This is a genomic window from Mucilaginibacter ximonensis, from assembly GCF_042686265.1.
GTDB lineage: Bacteria > Bacteroidota > Bacteroidia > Sphingobacteriales > Sphingobacteriaceae > Mucilaginibacter > Mucilaginibacter ximonensis.
Genome location: NZ_JBHUPD010000002.1, coordinates 617580 through 638642 on the forward strand (window position 1 = coordinate 617580; position 21063 = coordinate 638642).

A 21063-nucleotide genomic window follows, 5' to 3' on the forward strand; every position below is an offset into this window, starting at 1 on the left:
CCCGTGCCAAATTTAATTAGCGCCTTTTCAAACTATCTTTGCGGCTCACCTGTTTTACCTGCATAAACCATGAAAAACTGCGATGTATTAATAATTGGTGCTGGCGCCGCCGGGCTGATGGCTGCTTATAAACTTTCGGCAGCGGGCCGGCGTGTAATGGTACTTGAGGCCCGCGAGCGGCTGGGGGGCCGTATCAACACATTCCAAAATCAGCTTTTCTTTAAGGAAGCCGAGCAAGGCGCCGAGTTTATTCATGGCGATTTGCCGGTAACGCTTGGCCTGCTTCAAACAGCGGGTATTCAAACCGAACCGGCATCGGGCGAGATGTGGCGGTTCGCTAATGGCAGGTTTACCGAGGAGGCTACGCCCGACTGGGGCCTGCTGATGGATCGCCTGAATCTGTTACAGGAAGACTGCAGCATTGAAGCGTTTTTGCAGCGTGAATTTGGGGGCTATGAGCATGAAGCCCTGCGTAATGCGGTAAAGCGGTTTGTAGCTGGCTATGATTCGGCCGACACGGGCAACGCCAGTGCTTTTGCCCTGCGCAGGGAGTGGCAAAATGAAGACGATGATGCCCAGCACCGCGTTAAAGGCGGTTATTCAACTATGATAAATTTTTTAACGGACGAATGCAGGGCCAGGGCTGGAGAGATATTTTTGAACTCGGCCGTTACTGATATCTATCATGAATCAGGAAAAGTTAAGGTAACTACAGCCGCTGGCGAAATTTATTACGCGCATAATCTGATTATAGCCATGCCATTAGGGGTGTTAAAGGCCACATCGGGCGAAGGCGCCATAACATTTCATCCATCGTTGCCTAAATACCAGGAGGCATTTAAGCAGATTGGCTTTGGCGCAATTATTAAACTGCTGCTGGAATTTAATAAGCCATTTTGGGAGGGCGACGATGTGGCTGCACTTGTTGGAAAAGATCCGCGCGAAATGAGCTTCCTGCTCTCGGATGAGGCAATACCGACCTGGTGGACACAGAACCCGCGGCGCACTCTGGTGCTAACCGGCTGGTTGGGCGGCCCTCCGGCTATTGCGAAGCAACATGCAAGCGATGAAGAAATGCTGGAACTGGCGTTGCAATCGCTGGCCAATATTTTCAGGAAGGGTGTAGAAGAGCTGCGCGAAAAACTGGTAGCCTTTAACTGCGCTAACTGGACAGCCGACCCATACACGCAAGGCTCATATGCTTATGACATGGTTCCATCGGCCAGCGCCCGCAAAATTTTAAGCGAACCTGTAGATAATACCATCTATTTTGCAGGCGAATATTTATATGATGGACCCGCAATGGGCACAGTAGAAGCGGCCCTAACCAGCGGACAAGAAGCTGCTCAGAAAATTATCGGAAATTAGTTTGTTCTCTGCCGCATGAAGTGCATTACATCTTCTTCAGAGCCTACAAACGGTCCCGGCGACATAGTTTTTAGTCCTGCCATCGCGGCAGCAAATTCGCCCGACTCTTTTACGGTTGCACCGTGTTTAATACGCTTAAACAGATAGCCTGCCATATAAGTATCGCCACAGCCGGTAGCGTCAACTACTAATTCAGGGTGATAGGCTGGTATACGATGATAACTCTCGGCTGTATAGATCATAGAACCAAGGCTGCCATTGGTGATTACCGCTTCCTTAACACCTAAATCTAATAGAAATTTAGCGCCGTCTTCCACCGTATCGCGGCCCGACAGGGCGGCTAATTCGGCAACGTCGGCTTTTACTATGTCTATGTATTGAAGCGCATTTTTCTTTTCCGGCCAGTCGGTTAGGTAAACCTTCTGGTTTACCACCTTTCGCAGGTAACCCTGCACATCCAGGGCCATCCGGCCCTTGGCTGATAGTGTTTTGATAAAGTCTGTACTGAAATCACCGGCCAGCAACGGACCCAGATGGTAAACGCCTGCCTCCACATCCTGCAACTGATCCATGGTGAAAGCATCTGCTATAGCCAAAACATTTTGAGTGCGCTCGTCCTGGTTTTCGCCATAAATGTTCTCGAACACTACGGTGTGTTTGCTGGGCTGAACACGTACTTCGATATTCTTGTCGCGCAGATAGCTTACATATTCCATCTCTGCATCGGCCAGGGCTGTCACCAAAACATATTTTACATCAAGCTTATTTACAGCGCACGAGAAATAGAGCGCCGTGCCACCGGGCATATGCATGGTACCGCGGGTGTTAACAATTTTATCAGAAGTAATATGGCCTACGCAACAAATATCAAACATGGGGTGCAAGATACTGAATTTGTATTATCGTATGCATTCAATTTGTAACATATATACTGTGATTTAGGCGGGACTCCAATAATTTCCAGACATGATGATCATATCCAGTAGCTTGATGCTGTTATCATAATAATCATAGTCTTTTATTTTGAAGCCGGTTAGGTATACCCACACTTTATTTAACCAGGCCTGATTTTTAACATTCACCATAGCCGACACACCAAAGGGCGCAATAAAGCTCAGCGCTTCAAAATACCGGTGTTCAATATCGTTCCCTTGCAGTGTATAACCGGCAGACAGGTTGTAAGTATCATTGTTTGTAGTTTGCCGTACCCAGCTGTTTATTTTACTGACGATATTTCTTGCTCGAACATCGCCATTCAAGATATAATCTGTACCGATGCGCCATGGATCGCGGCAAGCGTTATAGTTGTATTGGCCATCGTACCGGCTCTCCAGGAAATTGGCTTGGGCCGGCTTAGGCGTTTTATTGGTATGGACGATAAAGTCAGGCAGCAAGCCGGCGTCAGGGCTATAGGCGTTTTGCATAAAGCTAAAAAGCCGGTATTCGGCATCAATAACTTTCTTCCATCGTATGTCTCCTGTAGCTTGCTGAAAAGCTTTGAAATGCGCCGGCATAAAATCAGAGGTGCGTGTAGCAAACCAATCCCCACTGTCGTCATCAAGCCCTTCGCCCAATAAAATCGTCCAGGTTTTGGGGTTCACTTCGAAGCGCATAATCTCGTTAATAGTGGCCCGGGCTTCTTTCAGATAATTGATCGAGCCGTTATTCCCCCATTGTTTGGCGGCCAGCAGCAAAGAGTACGCAATATCCATGTCGCCGTCGCTGGCTGTGGTTCTGTCCAGGTCTTGCCCGTTATTTTTTTGGGCCCAGGCCATCAGGTATTTACTGCGGTTACCCGGATGCGCGCGTACGTATCGCCATAAGTTATCATAAGTTACTTTAGCCTGCGGATCATGCCCGGCCATTAATACCATTATTACCATACCGTAACCCTGCCCTTCAGAAACACATTGCTTGCCGCCCTTGCCCTCAAACCAAACAAAGCTTTGCAGCTTACCGGGCACATTTTTGATATAGCGCAATTTCCACTTGTCGTAAAACCTGGTAACTGTTCGGTCAAGCGCTTGTTGGCTAATATGATTGGGCCTAATAACGCCGGCAAAGTATCGTACGTGCTGAGGATATGGTTTAAGCGGTGGCTGTGCGTTTATACGCGCTGTCAGCAATATCATCACCATTAAAAGACAAACCTTTAAGCTCACGTTTCAAAGTTACGATTTTCAGACGGGTCGGGGTATTATTTCCCATTTATAAGGGCGTAGGTCAACAACCAGGGCGCTGTGTTTTAGCCGGTTGAACTTAGTTGACGGCTGGCCGTGTATTTGTGTAACTCATATCACAAGTGGAAAAATTATGAAAAAGCGAATTAGCTTCGATCCGGCCTGGGTGATATTATCATTGGTAGTAATAACACTTATAACGATGAATTTTATGGATGATGAGCACACGCGCAATATATTAGCAGCTACGGTTTTAACGGTTTGCCTTCTGTCTATTGCCATATCTATAATGCGCAGCTTTGGCGGTGAGGTGCAAAATGAAGAATTGTAACGCGCGTGTTACAATTCTTCCTCAAATATCCACAACGCACCACGTTTAACCGGGTTGCTTTGGTAAATTTTAACCATAAAAAGTTCTGGCACCGCTGTTGTAATAGTTAAATCAGATTAACTGACTGAGAAGGTGGAAACAAAGTACTCAACTATAACAACAATTTTGGCAATATGCCTGATTGTGTTAACAACGATGGTGATATTAACAATTAATAACGACGATAAAGCCAGTAGAACTGTGTATGAAGGTATATTGATGCTGGTGTGCTTATTCGCTTTTACAGCATCGGTAATTGCACGCGAAGCTACGGCCAAAGAGTCTTGAAGATATACAACCCCTAATTGTAACTATTGAAATGCCCCGAAGGCTCAGAAGTAATCACTTCCGGGCCTTTTTTATGGGTTAATTTTTGAGCATTAGTTAAAAATCGCCATCTTTAATTTGTAAACCATCTTGCATGAAAAGTGTATTTAACCCTGCCGATGTTGTAGAGTTGATCTACCGCATTAACAAACTAACGCCAGAGAGCCAGGCGCTTTGGGGTAAAATGAGTGTAGCGCAAATGCTGGCCCATGTTAATGTAAGCTATGAGATGGTTTTTACAGATAAACACCCCCGGCCAAATGCCTTTACACGCCTGCTGTTAAAGTTATTGGTAAAAAACAAAGTGGTTGGCCCACAACCCTACAAGCACAACGAGCGTACCGCGCCAGCTTTTATGATAGGCGATGCCAGAAATTTTGAGCTGGAGAAAACGCGACTGCTTAGCCATCTTAACCAAACCTTGCAGTTGGGTCAAGAATATTTTCATAAAAAGCCATCACATTCGTTTGGCAAGTTGACTGCCGGTGAATGGAACGTGCTATTTTATAAGCATCTTGATCATCACCTTACCCAGTTTGGTGTTTAGTGGTTTAATACCTTAAATAGCCCAGGCGCATGTAACGGCTGTAAATATAAGCCCTGCAAAAAGTCGCACAATAAAACAAAGTGATTTAAAATGTTTTATATTCATAATCGTCTACCATAAAAAATACAGATCAATCACAATTTGCCATGGGAATAAAAGTTATCATAACAGGTGCTACCGGGATGGTTGGCGAAGGTGTAATGCTACATTGCCTGCAAAGCCCGGATGTTGAAAAAGTACTTATAGTTAACCGCAAGCATTACGAGGGCACGCATCCCAAACTATCAGAACTTATTGTGCCTGATTTTATGAACCTTAGCGCGGTAGCCGACCATCTGGTGGGCTATGATGCCTGCTTTTTTTGCGCCGGTGTTACATCTGTAGGTAAGAAAGAAGACGAGTATACACGCCTTACGTACGATGTCACGCTCAGTTTTGCCGAAACTATCGCGAAGCTAAACCCCAATATAATATTTACATACGTTTCGGGCAGCCATACCGACAGTACTGAAAAAGGCTCAACTATGTGGGCAAGGGTAAAAGGACGTACCGAAAATGCGTTGTTCAGACTGCCGTATAAAAAAGCTTACGCCTTTCGCCCCGGCATTATGAAACCTGTGGACGGCCAAATTAGCCTGAACGGGACTTATCGCTGGTTTATGTGGTTATATCCGGTGGTGAATTTCCTGGCGCCTAAATCAACCTTAACCCTGCACCAGGTGGGCCAGGCTATGATTAACTGCGTCACAAAGGGCTACAACAAACCAATACTGGAAATAGCTGACATACGCGAAGCGTCAAGGGAATAATAACCCCTCTGATTTCTTATTTTTTGGCGAAGTTGGCAGCCTCTTTATTTAAAGCAGCTGCTGATAAAGTTTGCGTACCATTATTGATCACAATACGGTATTTAAACGTAACTGACTCGCCCTTTTTCAACGTCAGCATCTTTTCAGATTTACCATTGGTAAAAATCTTTTCGCCCAGAGGGTTAGCGGCAAACAGGCCGTAGCCACGCGCATGCCAAAAGGTTGGGTAGTTAGGGTTTTTAGGATGATCAATGATAGCGATGCTTACCGAATCGGCGCCAATTTTACCATAAACTTTACACCAAACACCCCGTGTACTCCAGGCATCGTCGCCGGTTTTACCGGCACTGGTTAAGTAGTTGCCGTTGGCCAGTTTGTCGGTGCCCCCCTTTACTACGGTTACAATGCCTTTGTTATCAGTAAATTTTTGATCTTCTTTGGCTGGCATTTGCAGCTCATGTACCAGGCGCAGGCCCAGCATACCATCCTTGGCGTCGGTAAATTTGGCATCCTGATCGGCGGTTAGCGTGGTAATACGGTCGATAATGCGCTGACCGGCCGTGCCGCTAAACTCAAACCGGGTGTTTTCTTTCAGGATGATTTGCTTAGCCTGATTGGTCCAGTTGGCTTTATAGGCCAGCACACCGGTGGCGCCGCTTTTGGTTTCAGTAACTTCCTCAGTTCTGATCCAGCCGTACTGTGCTTTTTTGGATGCGGGGATAGCATAGCTGTTGTTCCAGAAATCCAATCCGTTAAGGTTTTCATAATTAAACCAAAGGCCAATATGGTGTGGGTGATCGGTTGGGTCGCCCTCACGTTTATCTAACGGAAAACTGCGCGTCACTACTGTTCCCGCCGCATCGCGAATAGGGTAAAGAACAGGTTTTTCCAATGTGTCGGGATACAAAAAACTGGTAAAGGGTTTGCCGCCGATCATAATGTCAACTTTTTTATGGTTGGCCGATGGGGTAACCGTTACGGTTTGTGCTTTTTGCGCAATGGCCGCTGTTGTGCCTGTTATCAGTATGCCGAGGGTTAGTAGTTTGCTGTTCATGGTTAAGTCTGCCTTATTTATTCTTGTCATTTCGAGCGCAGGGAGAAATCTATACACTGCTTAGAATTGCACGTGCATAGATTTCTCCCGTTGGTCGAAATGACATTAGCTTATTATTAAAGAATTCTACGCCTTTATCTCGCCCCACTTAAATACTTTGCCGTTTGCCATAACCTCTTGTGTAGCTTCGTCAAAAGTGGCTTTATAACCGGTGTGTATTGCCGCGTTAGCCATAATGTTGGCTATGGCGTGACTGTAACCCGCCTCAACCGGGGCGTTTGGTGTTTTGCGGCTGCGCACGCACTCCATCCAGTTGCGTACGTGGTTTGAGGTAAGTATGTCGCCGCCGGTATTGGCCGATGTTACTACCTTTTCGGTATTGGCCAGGCTTAATTTAGGCAACAGGTTTGCTTTCATACCCATGGCCGCTGCTTCTTTTTCGTGCAGACCGCCTTTAGGCGATATTTCGTTAGTGATCAGATTCAGCTCGCCGCCGTTTGAGTAGTAAATCTCTGACGGGTCATCAGCCCCGTTGTGCATGCGCGAACCGAACGTTACCTGGAAGCCCGATTTAGGGTCATTCTCTGGTCCGTAATCAAACACAGCCATTAGCGTATCCCAGTTGCGGCGACCGTCTTTCCACATATAAATGCCGCCGTTTGCAGTTACACTGCGCGGATGTTTGAGGCCGCTAAACCAGTGTACGGTGTCAATCTGGTGGCTCATCCATTGGCCAACCAGGCCCGATGAGTATGGCCAGAATAAACGGAACTCCAGGTATTTTCTCGGGTCGAACGCCTCATAAGGGCGATTCATGATAAATCGTTTCCAATCGGTATCCTGCTCTTTAAGTAAACCTAAAAGTTCAGGACGTCTCCAACGACCAGGTTGGTTTACGTTCCAGGTTAGTTCAACCATCGTAATCGGGCCAAACTTACCTGACTTAATAAACTCGTCAGCTGCATGATAGTTGGCACCACTACGGCGCTGCGACCCTATCTGAACGATTTTACCGGTATCCTTCACGGCTTTCAGCGCCAGACGGGCATCCTCCATCGTTTCGGCAAATGGTTTCTCAACGTAAGCATCGCAACCGGCATGGACAGCTTCAGCGCAGTGACGCGCGTGCTGGAAATCGGCTGTGCTGACAAATACTGCGTCGACAGTTTTGCTGCCGTAAAGCTCCTCGTTATTGCGGTAAGCCTTTACGTCGTTCTGCATTTTCTGTTTCCAGGCTGCGGCGCCCTCTTCGCGGCGGCGGTTCCAGATGTCAGAAACGGCTACAACCTCAAAATTCAGCTCTTTATAATGATTCATAAAGCAGGGCATGTGCGAGCTTTTATGCCTGTCAGAAAAACCGACAACGCCCACACGCACCCTGTCGTTGGCGCCCATAACGCGTTTATAATTCTTGGCGCTAAGGCCGCTGGTAAACATCAATCCGGCACCGGCCAACGATGCCTGCTTAATGAAGGTACGACGAGATTCTTCCATAAGGATTTTATTAAAAGGTAATTGGTCAATAGCCGGCTTGGTTTAACCGGCTTTACTCAAATATCAGTTAAAATAAATGAAACAGCTATAGGTATGTTTTAAAAAGTGTGCACACGATTGCGGAAGATGAATCGCTCCGCAGGGCTCACCCGACTTTGCTGCGCTGCGAGTAAAGGGGGTTTTCAGATACGCGGTTTTTTAAATCCCTCCCTCGGGAGGGGTGCGGTAGCCTGAGTGTAAAGGCGGGGAGGGGTTTCGTCGCTTAGCTAATCGTAGAAACCCCTCCCTGCCCCTCCCAAGGGAGGGAATCGCTCGTGGCCTTGACTTTAATTTTAAACCCTCTTTACGCATAGCGAAGAATCTTATCAAAGCGGCCTGGCAAAGCGCATAAGATCCTTCGCTATGCTCAGGATGACAAAATTTGCAGAAGTTGTCTACTGATTAAACACCTCCTCAATCCAACTCTTATGTATAGCCTCCAATCGCTGCACAATGTCAGCGTGCTGGTCGGCTATGTTATGGCGCTCTGAGGGGTCGTCTTTCAGGTTCACCAGGAAATAGCCTTGCGCGTTCAACTCTTCTTTTTGTGCTTCGAACGGATTGTGCATCAGTTTCCAATCGCCATCCAACACAGACCATTGCGGGTTGTTTTTGCCGCCGCCGCTTTGCCAGTTAAACACCGGGTGTTCTGTTTTAGCTTCGGTCGATTTAATGATCGGCACTAAACTCACACCGTCTAATTTTCTTGAAGGTAGTTTGATGCCGCAATACTCGGCCAGTGTAGGGTACCAGTCGATATTGGTGGCCACCTGGTTACGTACACCATTGGCGTCGATATGTTTTGGCCAGCTGATGAACGCCGGTACGCGAACGCCGCCCTCAAATAAGCTAAATTTTGAACCACGGTATTGCCCGGCCGAGCCGCCGCCACCAAAGGTGCGATCCTCGCGCGAAAAGCCCTGGTCCGACTGGAAAACGATAATCGTATTATCGCGCAGGCCCAGCTCATCTACTTTCTTTAACAAAGCGCCGATGTTTTCGTCCATGGTAGAAATACTGGCGGCATATTTATCGCGGGGAGATGGCAGATTTTTATAATAGTCAAGCCACTTCTTTTTGCCTTGCAGCGGGTAGTGCGGATTATTAATGGCCCAATACATAAAAAACGGACCGTTTTTATTTTCGGCCATAAACTTAGCGGCCTCGTCAACCATCATGTCGGCAAAGAATTTGCCCGGCTCGTATATCTCGGTGCCGTTGCGCCAAAGGTCATGGCGATTAGGTCCGTCCCAGTAAAAAAAGTGGGAGTAGTTGTCAATACATCCGCCCATAAAACCAAACGAGTAGTCAAAACCCTGTGCGTTTGGCTCGGTATCTTTGGTATAGCCTACGTGCCATTTGCCTATGTGCGCCGTTTTGTAACCCGCATCTTTAAACAACTCGCCCATAGTATATTGCGAACCGGGCATACTCAAATCGCCGCCTTCTTTTGACGAGGCCATTACCGGCAAGCCGGCTCGTTGCGGGTATCTGCCGGTTAATAATGAGGCACGCGAAGGCGAGCATATAGGCGCAGCTGCATAAAAGTTCATGAAGCGTACACCGCCGCGGGCCAAAGCATCCATGTTGGGTGTCTGCAGATCTTTTGAGCCATAAATGTTCAAGTCGGCATAACCCTGATCATCAGTATAAATAACAATAACATTTGGGCGTTTGGGGGCCTGCTTTTTGGTATAAGCAGTTAAACCAAAACCAGCTGCAGCCAGCAAAATGGCAGTTATAAATATTTTTTTCATGAAATGGTTTATAATAGCACAGCTAACATAATGATTTATAGGCTATAGATTAACTATTTGCCGGTTTTTGCCTAAAGATGTTACTTAATTGTGCGTATAGCTCGGGGTGTTTGGTTTTAAACTGATCTGGCTTCTCAAAAAAGTATTCGGACGCTACCGCCAGAAACTCAGCCTCATTAGTTAACGCATAGGGGTTAATATCTGAATGGCCTTTTTCAATGCGATGCATTTCCTGGTGCATCAGTTTAAGCCAGGGTAAGGCATATTCATGTGCTATCAGGTTTTCGGGCACACCGTCGGTTGCGCCGTCCGACTTGTCAACCAGGTGCACAAACTCGTGTATAGCGGTATTTTCTTTGCCTGACATAGGCGAAAACCCTTTTTCCAAAGACGGCCGCGACAGTATCATCTGTCCGTTCATATAGCCCGAGCCTACCATGCCTTGAATGCTGCGCTCATTCCCTTCAAACCGGTATTTATGATCGAACGTATCCGGATAAAGAATCACGCTGGTAAGGTTACCGTACTCCCATTCGCCCAAACCAAAAATGGGGATAATGGCGGCCGAGGCGATCATGATTCTATCCAGATCAGAAATTTCTGTCCCGACGCCTTCCAGGCGTACATAGTTCAAGAAGCCGGCTACCTGCGATTCGAAACGTTTTTTATCACGTGGTGTTAAGCGGTGGTAGTAGTCGATATGGCTGTCCAGCAGTTTTTTGAGCGATGGTTGCAGAGATTGCAAATGAGTAAGCGACAGATCGGGCTTGCTTTTTTTACGAAAGATGATCACGGCTAAAATGATCAGTATAGGAACGACGATGACAAAATACATGTTTAAATAAACAGATTTTTATGCAGATAAGTTTACATCGCCGTAAATTTGGATAATGGACTCATCAAGGGTATTTAAATATCACCGTGAAATGCTGGCCCGCTTCGGGCCGGATAGCAATATCTCGCTTGGCTGGCGTGACAAACGCAGCCAGCTGGTACGTTTTGATGCCTTGATGAATATTGCCGACCTGAATGGCCGCTCTGTTTTAGAAGCAGGGTGCGGCACCGGCGATCTGTTTAATTTCCTGATGACCCGCTATCCCGACCTGACGAGCTATGTAGGTGTCGACTTTATCCCCGAAATGATAGACGAGGCGCGCGACAGGATCATATCGCCCAAAGCCAATTTCTGGGCAGTTAGTTTCATGTCGACCGTTTTGCCGCAGGCAGATTATGTTTTGGCCAGCGGCTCGCTTAATTATGCTACCTCCGAGCCCGATTATATCTATAGGGCCATCAGTCATTTATTTCAGCTGTCGCGATGCGGATTGGGTTTTAATTTATTGCGATTTATATCACGCGGCGACATGCTGTCTGCTTATGACCCGGATGATATTGTTGCCTTTTGCCAAACGCTGAGCGACCATGTGGTTTTGAAGGATGATTATGACCGGGAGGATTTTACAGTGTTTGTGTATAGGGATTGACCTTGTTATTGGACAGTTAACAGGGTGTCATGCTGAGCCCGTCGAAGCATGAGGGCAAAGGCCTGAACGCATGGTAAGCCCGATACACGCCCTTCGAGAGCCTCAGGGTGACATCCGGCGTTTTTTTCATAGAACGCGCGCCAAGACGCAAAATATTGCGTCTCTACATTGTCAATTTATTTGAGGTAACATTGGCTTAACCTGCCGGGTATATATTTGGTTCTAAACACCCGTAAAACATGTTACCGAACCTTAAAAATCTAAAAAAGGGCATTGCGCTAATGGCCCTGTTTCAGCTAGGCGTCCTGTCTGCCCACGCACAAGTTGACACCGTTTATTCCAACAATCAAAAAATAGCCTGCACGGTAAAAGAAATTACGCCCGATGCGGTTAAATACATCTTCCCCGGCGAAGAGGTAGTAAACAGTGTTTATAAAAACACGGTTCAAAAAATCGTTTTTAAAAATGGCCGCGTGCAAACTTTTGCAGAATCGACTTCTTACAAGCCGGTAACCAAGGTAATGGACTTTGAAAACGTCACCATGACATCGTTGGAAGGCGAGGTTAAAGGTTTATATAAGCTAAGCGATGTAAGCTCGAAAGCTAAAGGCACTACTGTTTATTCAAGCCAGGAGCGCGTTAAAGACAGGGCTTATCGTAAACTAAAAATACAGGCGGCTATGTTTGGCGCTAATATCATTTTGCTGACAAATCAGCGTACCGAGGGAAATAAGTATGGCGGATACTATCAAAGCGGTTCGCCCACAGAGACTAATCTTACCGGCATAGCCTATTCTAACCAGGTGCCGGATAACGAAGCCTTCAAAAAACTAATCGGCGACAAAAAAGACTTTATTACGTACACCCGTTTTGAGCTTGACGCCAGCGACGCCGATGTACAGGTAGAGGCTTCAGATAAAGCATTCACCATCAGTAATATCAGCAACGAGAATGGTGTAACCATGATAGAAGGAAATTTGAAAGGAGAAAAGAATGTATTCAAATTTCAACTGGCCAGCATGAACGATAGTTCGTTCAGCATCGCCTATAAATACAAAGGCTCGGCGTATAATTATTTGATCAGACTGTAGCGCTCCCTTGGTCTCAGACAAAACAAAGGCCCGGGGGTTCCGGGCCTTTGTTTTTTTAATCATTTATGATATGTTTTTTCCATAATGCTGTTCCAACCAGGTGTTTCACCCCCTTTCGGCCTAAATAGCTAAAAATAGCATAAAGCGTTGTTTAACATCAGTTTAACAGTGGGTAGTTAAACCATTGCTGCTGTTCCAAAGTGTTTCACTGCAATTTGCTAATAAATTGACTATCAGGTCAATAACACAAATTGGTGTTTCAAAGTGTTTCACTTTTTAGTGAAACACCTGCACTAGCTGCGCTCTGCTAACAAATTGGTAGTTAGCTTTTCAAATTCGGCTATAAATTCTTTGTAGTGCTCGCCGGTACCCGGGCCGCTAAAGCCGGTGTGTATTTTGCGAACGTCTCCTTTTTTGTCGATGATGATGGTAGTAGGGAAACCAACCACTTTAGCCAGCATAGGCAGGCTTTTGGCCGGGTCGCCGTTTGACGGGGTATAGCCTGTAATTAATAATGGATAAGGGATATTGAAGCGCGATTTCAATTGCTTAACCGTACGTTGTGAATTTGCAAAGTCTTTGGTGCGCTCGTAAGCCAATCCCACTACTTCAACGCCTTTTGGATGGAAGCGTTTGTAATAGTCAACCAGGTAATTGGTTTCATCCATACAATTAGGGCACCATGAGCCTAATATCTGCACAATAACCACCTTGTTTTTAAAGCGGGCGTCAGTAAGCGATACCTTTTTACCGCTCAGGTCATTGAAAGTAAAGGCCAGTTTTTTATAGCCGGGTTTCAATTCGGTAAGCGAATAGGCATCAGGCAATTTAGCATTGGCATCTTTGACGCCGCTCCAGGTTTCAACACTGGTTAAGCCGGCGTAGAACTTGCCATCAACTATCTTGTCGCCAACAATTTTGCCGGTGAACAGGTAGTCGTGCCCGCCATCAAAGGCCGATAAAGACAGATCATTTCCTGAGACCACGCCTTCCAGGAAACGGTAGTCGCCGGTGGTTGACAGGAAAGTGCCGGTTACTTTGGCGCCCACCTGTTTAAATTCACCTACGGTTAAGTCGGTCTTCCCTTCGTCCACAAATGGTACCGACCAACGGCCCGTAATATTAGCCGCAGGTTTTTGAGGTATTTTAAAGCGCCATGTGGTGTTAGGGGTCGCTTCAAAATCCATCGCTACCAGTTTTACGCCTATATTTTTGATCCAGTGCCCGGTTAGGTTACCCCCCTTATGCTTTAACCTGAATTCTGAATCAAATAGCGGCATATGTATAAATACCGAATCGCCCTTGTATTTTACGTCGGTTACTTTAAAGCGTTCAGAACCGTTAATAATAGCTATTTGCGTTTTGGCGCCGGTGTTAGTCACTTCAAAATTAAATGGTATTTCAATACCGGTTGCGGTTTTGGTTGCGCCGCGCCATACGCCGGGTTTTAATGGGGTCTGTGCATTTGCGGTATGGTAGGTCATAGCCAGCGTCGCCAATGCCAGAAAATATCTGATATTCATCTCTAAAAATTTGATGTTGATCAAAATTAAGCAAATCTGCCCGACTTATTTCAGCACCGAGCGCGATATGACAATGCGTTGAATTTCTGAGGTACCCTCGTAGATCTGGGTTATCTTGGCATCGCGCATCAGTCGTTCTACATGATATTCTTTTACATAGCCATAACCACCATGAATTTGTACGGCTTCCGTAGTAACTTTCATGGCGGTTTCAGAGGCAAAAAGCTTAGCCATTGAGCTGGCATGCGCATATGGCTGATCGTTGTCTTTTAACCAGGCGGCTTTTAAACAAAGTAATCGCGCGGCTTCGATATTTGTGGCCATATCAGCAAGCTTAAATTGAATAGCCTGCAAATCGGCTATAGGTTTGCCAAAAGCTTTACGCTCCTTAGCATAATTTAGCGCCAATTCGTACGCGCCTGAGGCAATACCTAATGCCTGAGCAGCAATACCAATACGTCCGCCCTCCAAAACACGCATAGCGAACTTAAAGCCAAAACCCTCGTCGCCAATACGATTTTCCTTCGGCACTTTTACGTCATTAAAGTGCAGTGAGTGCGTATCTGAGCCACGTATACCCATTTTATTTTCTTTAGCGCCGACGGTAAAACCCGGCATACCTTTCTCTACAATCAGTGCATTAATGCCATTATGCCTTTTGTTAGTATCTGTTTGCGCAATGACCAAAAAGGTAGTGGCTGAGTTACCGCTGGTGATCCAATTTTTAGTGCCATTTAATAAATAGTGATCGCCCATATCAATGGCGGTGGTCGACAGCGCTGTGGCGTCAGAGCCGGCTTCGGGCTCAGAAAGGCAGAATGCTCCAATAACGTCGCCCTTAGCCAAAGGGATGAGGTATTGCTGCTTTTGCGCTTCGCTGCCATATTTTTCCAGCCCGTAGCATACCAGTGAGTTGTTGACAGACATGACTACCGATGCCGAAGCGTCGATTTTAGAAAGCTCTTCCATAACCAGTACGTATGATATGGCATCAAGACCGCTTCCGCCATATTTTGGCGATACCATCATTCCCATAAAACCCAATTCGCCCATCATTTTAATTTGCTCCGCCGGAAACTTTTGATGCTCATCGCGGCCTATCACACCTGGTTTAAGTTCATTTTGAGCAAAGTCACGAGCAGCCTGGCGTATCATTAAGTGTTCTTCAGATAATTGGAAAAGCATATTTACAGGTTAAATAGTAAAGATAGTTTATTATGCACGCATAGCAAATGCCGGGCAAAAAAAAAGAGAGCTCTTTTGAAGCTCCCTTTCCCCTAATTAATTTAAACTATTGATTAAACCCAAAACAAAGAACAAAAAACCTCAGCTTGGGTGTCTGAGAATTCACTATCAAATGGCCGTACGAGCGATTATTTTTTCATAGGTAAACGCAGGGCCGGTTTGTATAGAACAAATGTATTGCCATCTAAGCGGACTGGCAACTACTTATTCGTCAGTTTTTGAAAATAAAAATTTTCTAATTTTATTTTATCTTAGCAGGAAAGAAACAAAAAGCATAATTTTATACGTAACCTTACAATTACCAAATTGCTATGCTGTTAACTGATTTTGAATATCTTGATAATTCTGATAATGCCTTTAAACGCAAAATTTCGCTTCAAATAAAGCGATTACGCAGGCAAAACCAGGTTACCCAAGAGAAATTTTATTCTGATACAAATATTAATATCGCACGCCTTGAATCCGGTAAAATAGATATCCGGATAGAAACTTTGCGCAAAGTTTGCTATTACTTTGACGTCTCTTTGTCGGGGTTTTTCAGGGGCATTTATTAAAAACGAAATAGTTGTGTGTCAAAAAAGCCACATAATTCTGTTTTTTTAGACAACGTCTGTTTGTTTTTGCGGACAATCCAGCTCGAGACCATTGCCTATACATATAGCTAATTCTAAGCGGAGCTAAAATATAATAGAGTGATTATTTGCTACTTAAAACTTTTTTGAAAAAATATCTTGTTAAGAATAAAACGAAGCGTATATTTGCATTCCCAAACGGGAGGAGTGGTAGTTCAGCTGGTTAGAATACATGCCTGTCACGCATGGGGTCGCGGGTTCGAGTCCCGTCCATTCCGCAGAAAACAATGTCAAAATTGCCTAAAAGCCTGTAAATCATCGATTTACAGGCTTTTTTGTTTACCGAAAAAACCAAGTTATGCATGTTTTAGCATAAAAAAGGTGAGCAATTCGGTGAGCATATTAAAGCTGAAAAAATGCTCACCAACAGCACGATAAGTAACTGATTTATAAGATGTTCAGCGAGTGAGCATCTTGATTGCAAATGATGGAATAATCAATTTTGTTTCACTATTTAATTCATTTGTAATGAGAACTAACATCAATCTGCTTTTTTATTTAAAGAAGCGCTCTACCTACAAAAATGACCCCGTAGCCATTTATCTGCGGTTTACTGTTGACGGCCAAAGAGCAGAAGCTTCAACAGGTAAAACTTGCGAACCTTCTCGCTGGAATGTACAAGTTGGCCGTGCTATCGGCACCAAAGAAGATATTCGCACCCTAAACGCTTATCTCGACACCCTACAAGTTATGTTGGTGTCTGGCTTTGAAGCACCAAATCCAACTTTGTATCTAAATAATCGTAACATTATTGCCGCTATGGGCGACGCGGCATCAAAAAATTGCTTTGGCTATTGCTTCAAGCATGGTTTACACCTGCTAGGATCTTGGCCTATTACCGCCAATTATTTAAAATTATAAAGATCTGAAATAAAAAAAAGGCATTAAGCCATCTATTATATTGCTTCAGATGTCATAATAAGCTTGGGCAGTAAGGCTACACAGCCATACTAAACAGTTGCGTTGTTGGCTGGGCGGCCCAGAGGCGTGCATCCAGGCACAGGCAAATATTGCGCAAAAAGCGCGCGCCTAAATCGGTAACCAACAGGCCGGTGTCGAGCACGCTCACTAAGCCGTCGTCTTCCAGCGCCCTAAGCCGTTCCAATGCCGCTTGTATTACCGGGGCCTCTCCCGACGCTTCCCAGCGGGCCTCTCCCTTGCACATGATATCAAGGATGTGACGACGCAATAAAAGGTCTTCTACAGATAAAATGTGTCCTTTTAGTAATGGAAACTCAGCAGCCGAGGTTTTAGCCAGGTATTCTTCTACCGTTTTTACGTTTTGAGCAAATCCGTACCAGGAGTCGCTGATGGAAGATACACCAAGTCCAATAAGCAGTTGCGTGTGCTGGTGTGTATATCCCATAAAATTTCGGTGCAAAGTACCCTGTTCTGCCGCTTTAAGCAATTCATCGCCGGGCAATGCAAAGTGATCCATGCCTATTTCCTGATAGCCATAGCTGGTTAATAAGCTCCGGCCGGTATCATGCAACTTGCTTTTTAATTCAGGTGCCGGTAGGTCGGCTTCAGTAAAATGTCGTTGTCCGGGCTTAACCCAGGGCACGTGCGCATAACTATAAAAGGCAATGCGCTCGGGTTTCAAATCGCTAACCATGTTCATTGTATTAACCAGGCCTTCCAGATTTTGCAAAGGCAACCCGTAGATTAAATCATAGTTAATAGACGTATATCCAATACGCCGCGCTTCTTCAGTAACTGCAAGTACCTGTTCAAAGGTTTGATGTCGGTTGATGATGAATTGCACCTTCGGGTCGAAATCCTGAATGCCTAGGCTCAGCCGGCGGAAACCATGGTTGTACAAAGTTTGTAAATGGGCCGATGTTGTATTTGCTGGATGAGCCTCAAAGCTAAACTCTGCTTCAGGGTGTTTTTTGCAACCTTCCAGCAGGCCGGCAATAAGTTGGCCCAGGTTTTCAGGGCTGAAAAAAGTAGGTGTCCCGCCACCCAGATGAATCTCCCGGATAACCGGCTGATCATCAATAACCGCTTTATACATTGCCCACTCTTTTAATACGGCATCGACATAAGGTTTTTCAACACCATGATTTTTAGTAATGCGCGTGTTGCAACCGCAATAGGTACACAGGTTTTCGCAAAATGGCAGATGAATATACAGGCTGATGCCAGACACTTGATTACTTTCATCAAAAGCTTGTTTAACAGTTTTTTTCCAACTTTCCCCGGTGAAGCTCTGGGCTTCCCAATAAGGCATGGTAGGATAACTGGTGTAGCGCGGGGCCGGTATATTATATTTGCCGACAAGATGCTGGTATTGATCCATCATGTATTTTTAATTTTTTGCGGCCCTGCAGCTTTTGGCGCAAACGCAAGCATCGCCTAAGCATTTGTTTTGCTGATATAAATCAAGATTTTGAATGAGTTGGTCGGCAATTTCCTGGGGTGATCCGGTAGAAACATTAGATAGTTTAATGCCATATTTTGCCGCAACAGTTTTATCTATATGATTTGTTTCTATTGATCCGGTGATGATAAAACGAACATTCAAAGCGGCCAGCTGGTCTATGATTGCAGCTGATACATCATCATGATTCCATATAATTACGGCATCTTTCCCAGCCGCATAGGCCACCGTCTCCATCCCCAGCGGGTTTGAAATCAGCGTGATGTCGTGTTTTTTTTGATTGGCTTTTGCCAGGTATTCTTTTTCCGTAGGGGTGATACTATACGCTATTACTTTCATCCGCTTCTAATGTTTTTAAGCAAAGGTAGGGAGCCTCCTAGACAGGAGGGATGCGTTTAGTCAGGAAGAAAAATGACCTTTATCAGTTTTTCATCTTTGCCAATCTGTTGGCATCTAAAATGGTAATTGTGCTGCCTTTTTTATCTATCAAGCCTTCTTCTTTAAAATCAGATAAAGTACGGCTTACGGTCTCGGTAGCCATGCCGGCCATAGCAGCCAGATCCTCACGGGTTATTTTAAAACTTTCATTGACAAGAGTTGGCTGCTTAAGCAGTCGCAACATTGCTTCGGCCATGCGTTTCCTTACCGAGTGATATGCAAGTTGTATTAACTGCTCTTCTTTTACTCTGATATTGTTAGCCAGTAACTTGATAAATTCACGGGCAACATCGGGGTAACGAAAAAGTAAGCGCTCCAATTGGTCTTTGGGGATAAGACAAACTACACTATCTTCCAGCGCTGTGGCGGTGTCGCTATACGGCTCGTTAGAAAGCAGGGCATTTACTCCAAGGTATTCATCGCTCCCAAAAATACCTGTCATAAGTTCCCGTCCATCCTCTGCAAGGCGTATGGTTTTTACTTTTCCACTAATAACAAGATAAATTCCGGTGCCATGATCGCCATCATAATAAATAACCTGATTCTTTTTAAACTGACGGCTTTTACGTTCCTGGATAATTTTTTTCAGTTCGGTTAAGCCCTCGTTCCTGCCAATCAGCGTATTCAGCCGGTCGAGCGAGTTACTATAAAATTCTTTCTGGAAAGCCTTTTTCTTTAAGCGCATCTCAATAGCGTTCAGCAAATCCATATCGTCAAATGGCTTGGTTAGATAGTCGTCTGCACCCTTTTCCATTCCTTTCCTAAGGTCTACTTTTTCAGCTTTAGCGGTCAGGAAGATAAAAGGAATAGCAGCGGTTTCGGCGCTTTTGTTTAGCATGTAAAGCACGCCGTAGCCGTCTAATTCGGGCATCATAATATCGCAAAGAATTACGTCAGGCAAATGTTGCTGCGCAAGCTCTACCCCTGTTTTTCCATTATTTGCCGCGGTTACCTCATAATCGGCTAGTTGGAGAATCTCAACTACATTTTCGCGGATATCGTCGTTATCCTCGATGATCAATACTTTCTTTTTCATACAGTTTGAAATGTGATGGTGAATGATGTGCCCTGGTTGACATCACTTTTAAAATCAATCCGGCCATTCATCAAATGGGCGTAACGGGCAACGATATTCAAGCCCAGGCCTGTTCCGGGTATATTGCCAGTATTATGCGCCCGAAAAAAGGCTTCAAATAAATGCTTCTGGTCGGTTTCAGGAATGCCGATGCCATTATCCCGGATATTAATTACGCACTGTCCGGGAGCTATCTCGGTATTAAATTCTATAAAGGTGTTTTCGCCTGAGTATTTGATAGCGTTGCCAATCAGATTGGTGACACAATGCCTTAGCAAATTTTGGTCAAGATTAACGATATTGGCTGTGCCGGTATGCTGATAAATGATATGCTGATTTTGTTTAGCCACCAGTTGCAGCTCATCTGTAATCTCTTCAGCAAACGTAACCAGGTTGAAGGGACTGCACACCGCGTCTATTTTACCGGCCTCCAATTTCTCAAGCGACAGGAAGTCATTTAAGATGCCGGTGAGGATACCAACAGACCCTTTTATCTTACTCACATGCTTCCGGATGTTGTCATTGTCATACGGCTGCGCATATTTTTCGATCAGTGCCGCAGACAATTGAATAGCACTAAGAGGTGTGCGGAATTCGTGCGAGGCCATGGATACAAACCGGCTTTTCAATGATCCCAGTTCTTTTTCTTTAACCAGCGAAGAACTTACCTCTTCTTTGGCCTGCTCAAGAGCCATTACAGATTCTTTTAAAGACGCGGTGCGGCTTTCTACCAGGTCTTCCAAATGGGCGGCATAATCTCTTAACTGTTCCTCGGCTTCTTTTTCGCGTGACAGGTCATGGATAAACCCGGTGAAAATCTTACGCTCGGCAAACTGTACCTCGCTCACCGCCAGGCGAAAAGGGAACATTGTTCCGTCTTTTCGAAGCCCCGTTACCTCGCGGCCAATGCCAATGATGTGCGCTTCGCGTGTTTGCTGGTAACGCCCGATATAATGGTCATGATTTTCTTTATAAGGCGTTGGCATGAGCATCGAAATGTTATTTCCAATAACTTCTTCAGGAGCATACAGGAAAAGTTTACAAGCCGAAGGATTTATAGTTTCTACAATACCGCGCCCATCTATTGTGATAATGCCATCAATAGCGTTGTCAATAATTGCTTTAAGTAGCGCCGCATTTTCCATATGGGTGATTTTAATCACAAATATGGTTATTATAACGAAGACAAAATGTAATAAAATTCAGGATAAAAAGTGATCCGGGTCACTTTTTATTTTCGAGTGTTA

At 45.2% G+C, this 21063-nt stretch carries 20 protein-coding genes and 1 tRNA gene; 9 read left to right on the forward strand and 12 right to left on the reverse strand.

From position 1 onward, the window contains the following. Positions 1-69: 69 nt before the first annotated feature. Complete coding sequence (locus tag ACFS5N_RS10290) at positions 70-1368, forward strand: flavin monoamine oxidase family protein (protein ID WP_377184995.1); 1299 nt, start codon at positions 70-72, stop codon at positions 1366-1368. Here the strand turns inward: ACFS5N_RS10290 and ACFS5N_RS10295 are convergent. Beyond that, complete coding sequence (locus tag ACFS5N_RS10295) at positions 1365-2243, reverse strand: PfkB family carbohydrate kinase (RefSeq protein WP_377184997.1); 879 nt, start codon at positions 2241-2243, stop codon at positions 1365-1367. The genes ACFS5N_RS10290 and ACFS5N_RS10295 overlap by 4 nt on opposite strands. A 63-nt stretch (positions 2244-2306) precedes the next feature. Further along, a complete protein-coding gene (locus tag ACFS5N_RS10300) occupies positions 2307-3530 on the reverse strand; it encodes a glycosyl hydrolase family 8 (protein WP_377184999.1) in 1224 nt (407 codons plus the stop codon). Between the two features lie 151 nt (positions 3531-3681). Here ACFS5N_RS10300 and ACFS5N_RS10305 point away from each other — a divergent pair, with 151 nt between their 5' ends. The 4 genes from ACFS5N_RS10305 (at position 3682) to ACFS5N_RS10320 (ending at position 5601) form a co-directional block, all read left to right on the forward strand. Then, a complete protein-coding gene (locus tag ACFS5N_RS10305) occupies positions 3682-3879 on the forward strand; it encodes a hypothetical protein (protein WP_377185001.1) in 198 nt (65 codons plus the stop codon). Positions 3880-4074: 195 nt separating this feature from the next. Then, positions 4075-4206 (forward strand): hypothetical protein, encoded by a 132-nt coding sequence (locus ACFS5N_RS10310; protein WP_377185003.1) that lies wholly within the window; start codon positions 4075-4077, stop codon positions 4204-4206. 133 nt (positions 4207-4339) lie between these two features. Further along, on the forward strand, positions 4340-4792 hold the full coding sequence (locus ACFS5N_RS10315; protein WP_377185005.1) for a DUF1569 domain-containing protein: 453 nt from the start codon (positions 4340-4342) through the stop codon (positions 4790-4792). A gap of 146 nt (positions 4793-4938) precedes the next feature. After that, positions 4939-5601, forward strand: coding sequence for an NAD-dependent epimerase/dehydratase family protein (locus ACFS5N_RS10320; protein WP_377185007.1), 663 nt, complete (start codon positions 4939-4941; stop codon positions 5599-5601). A gap of 16 nt (positions 5602-5617) precedes the next feature. On the opposite strand, the gene ACFS5N_RS10325 is transcribed toward ACFS5N_RS10320, so the two are convergent. The 4 genes from ACFS5N_RS10325 to ACFS5N_RS10340 form a co-directional block, all read right to left on the reverse strand. Beyond that, positions 5618-6655, reverse strand: a complete 1038-nt coding sequence (locus ACFS5N_RS10325; protein ID WP_377185009.1) for a DUF6807 domain-containing protein — start codon at positions 6653-6655, stop codon at positions 5618-5620. Between the two features lie 126 nt (positions 6656-6781). Further along, positions 6782-8149, reverse strand: a complete 1368-nt coding sequence (locus ACFS5N_RS10330) for a Gfo/Idh/MocA family protein (RefSeq protein ID WP_377185011.1) — start codon at positions 8147-8149, stop codon at positions 6782-6784. A gap of 434 nt (positions 8150-8583) precedes the next feature. Continuing rightward, positions 8584-9945 carry a sulfatase family protein gene (locus ACFS5N_RS10335; RefSeq protein WP_377185013.1) on the reverse strand — a complete coding sequence of 454 codons (1362 nt, stop codon included), beginning with the start codon at positions 9943-9945 and terminating at the stop codon, positions 8584-8586. A gap of 49 nt (positions 9946-9994) precedes the next feature. Next, positions 9995-10780, reverse strand: coding sequence for a M90 family metallopeptidase (locus tag ACFS5N_RS10340; RefSeq protein WP_377185015.1), 786 nt, complete (start codon positions 10778-10780; stop codon positions 9995-9997). Positions 10781-10835: 55 nt separating this feature from the next. Here ACFS5N_RS10340 and ACFS5N_RS10345 point away from each other — a divergent pair, with 55 nt between their 5' ends. After that, a complete protein-coding gene (locus tag ACFS5N_RS10345) occupies positions 10836-11429 on the forward strand; it encodes a methyltransferase domain-containing protein (RefSeq protein WP_377185017.1) in 594 nt (197 codons plus the stop codon). Between the two features lie 239 nt (positions 11430-11668). Continuing rightward, the gene (locus tag ACFS5N_RS10350) at positions 11669-12520 is read left to right on the forward strand and encodes a hypothetical protein (protein WP_377185019.1); all 852 of its coding nucleotides are present in this window, start codon (positions 11669-11671) and stop codon (positions 12518-12520) included. Positions 12521-12813: 293 nt separating this feature from the next. On the opposite strand, the gene ACFS5N_RS10355 is transcribed toward ACFS5N_RS10350, so the two are convergent. Next, complete coding sequence (locus tag ACFS5N_RS10355) at positions 12814-14043, reverse strand: peroxiredoxin family protein (RefSeq protein ID WP_377185021.1); 1230 nt, start codon at positions 14041-14043, stop codon at positions 12814-12816. 45 nt (positions 14044-14088) lie between these two features. Further along, entirely contained in the window at positions 14089-15228 is a 1140-nt protein-coding gene (locus ACFS5N_RS10360; RefSeq protein WP_377185023.1) for an acyl-CoA dehydrogenase, read from the reverse strand. 836 nt (positions 15229-16064) lie between these two features. On the opposite strand from ACFS5N_RS10360, the gene ACFS5N_RS10365 reads away from it, so the two are divergent. Beyond that, positions 16065-16138 (forward strand) — tRNA-Asp (locus ACFS5N_RS10365). Between the two features lie 250 nt (positions 16139-16388). After that, positions 16389-16781, forward strand: coding sequence for an Arm DNA-binding domain-containing protein (locus tag ACFS5N_RS10370; protein ID WP_377185025.1), 393 nt, complete (start codon positions 16389-16391; stop codon positions 16779-16781). Positions 16782-16857: 76 nt separating this feature from the next. Here the strand turns inward: ACFS5N_RS10370 and hemN are convergent, their stop codons facing one another. From hemN to ACFS5N_RS10390, 4 genes are all read right to left on the reverse strand, one after another. Further along, on the reverse strand, positions 16858-18225 hold the full coding sequence (gene hemN / locus ACFS5N_RS10375; RefSeq protein ID WP_377185027.1) for an oxygen-independent coproporphyrinogen III oxidase: 1368 nt from the start codon (positions 18223-18225) through the stop codon (positions 16858-16860). Positions 18226-18231: 6 nt separating this feature from the next. Then, positions 18232-18642 (reverse strand): lactate dehydrogenase, encoded by a 411-nt coding sequence (locus ACFS5N_RS10380; protein WP_377185029.1) that lies wholly within the window; start codon positions 18640-18642, stop codon positions 18232-18234. A gap of 82 nt (positions 18643-18724) precedes the next feature. After that, positions 18725-19777, reverse strand: a complete 1053-nt coding sequence (locus ACFS5N_RS10385) for a response regulator (RefSeq protein ID WP_377185031.1) — start codon at positions 19775-19777, stop codon at positions 18725-18727. Beyond that, positions 19774-20961, reverse strand: coding sequence for a PAS domain-containing sensor histidine kinase (locus tag ACFS5N_RS10390; RefSeq protein WP_377186540.1), 1188 nt, complete (start codon positions 20959-20961; stop codon positions 19774-19776). Before ACFS5N_RS10390 ends, ACFS5N_RS10385 begins: the two co-directional genes overlap by 4 nt. Between the last annotated feature and the right edge of the window lie 102 nt (positions 20962-21063).

Bases quoted from the DNA above. Each gene is read 5' to 3' on its own strand.
- ACFS5N_RS10320 (WP_377185007.1), top strand. From the start codon at position 4,939: ATGGGAATAAAAGTTATCATAACAGGTGCTACCGGGATGGTTGGCGAA.
- ACFS5N_RS10305 (WP_377185001.1), top strand. From the start codon at position 3,682: ATGAAAAAGCGAATTAGCTTCGATCCGGCCTGGGTGATATTATCATTG.
- ACFS5N_RS10310 (WP_377185003.1), top strand. From the start codon at position 4,075: ATGGTGATATTAACAATTAATAACGACGATAAAGCCAGTAGAACTGTG.
- ACFS5N_RS10350 (WP_377185019.1), top strand. From the start codon at position 11,669: ATGTTACCGAACCTTAAAAATCTAAAAAAGGGCATTGCGCTAATGGCC.
- ACFS5N_RS10345 (WP_377185017.1), top strand. From the start codon at position 10,836: ATGGACTCATCAAGGGTATTTAAATATCACCGTGAAATGCTGGCCCGC.
- ACFS5N_RS10340 (WP_377185015.1), bottom strand. From the start codon at position 10,780: ATGTATTTTGTCATCGTCGTTCCTATACTGATCATTTTAGCCGTGATC.
- ACFS5N_RS10385 (WP_377185031.1), bottom strand. From the start codon at position 19,777: ATGAAAAAGAAAGTATTGATCATCGAGGATAACGACGATATCCGCGAA.
- ACFS5N_RS10325 (WP_377185009.1), bottom strand. From the start codon at position 6,655: ATGAACAGCAAACTACTAACCCTCGGCATACTGATAACAGGCACAACA.
- ACFS5N_RS10360 (WP_377185023.1), bottom strand. From the start codon at position 15,228: ATGCTTTTCCAATTATCTGAAGAACACTTAATGATACGCCAGGCTGCT.
- ACFS5N_RS10355 (WP_377185021.1), bottom strand. From the start codon at position 14,043: ATGAATATCAGATATTTTCTGGCATTGGCGACGCTGGCTATGACCTAC.
- ACFS5N_RS10315 (WP_377185005.1), top strand. From the start codon at position 4,340: ATGAAAAGTGTATTTAACCCTGCCGATGTTGTAGAGTTGATCTACCGC.
- ACFS5N_RS10390 (WP_377186540.1), bottom strand. From the start codon at position 20,961: ATGGAAAATGCGGCGCTACTTAAAGCAATTATTGACAACGCTATTGAT.
- ACFS5N_RS10330 (WP_377185011.1), bottom strand. From the start codon at position 8,149: ATGGAAGAATCTCGTCGTACCTTCATTAAGCAGGCATCGTTGGCCGGT.
- hemN (WP_377185027.1), bottom strand. From the start codon at position 18,225: ATGATGGATCAATACCAGCATCTTGTCGGCAAATATAATATACCGGCC.
- ACFS5N_RS10290 (WP_377184995.1), top strand. From the start codon at position 70: ATGAAAAACTGCGATGTATTAATAATTGGTGCTGGCGCCGCCGGGCTG.
- ACFS5N_RS10335 (WP_377185013.1), bottom strand. From the start codon at position 9,945: ATGAAAAAAATATTTATAACTGCCATTTTGCTGGCTGCAGCTGGTTTT.
- ACFS5N_RS10295 (WP_377184997.1), bottom strand. From the start codon at position 2,243: ATGTTTGATATTTGTTGCGTAGGCCATATTACTTCTGATAAAATTGTT.
- ACFS5N_RS10380 (WP_377185029.1), bottom strand. From the start codon at position 18,642: ATGAAAGTAATAGCGTATAGTATCACCCCTACGGAAAAAGAATACCTG.
- ACFS5N_RS10370 (WP_377185025.1), top strand. From the start codon at position 16,389: ATGAGAACTAACATCAATCTGCTTTTTTATTTAAAGAAGCGCTCTACC.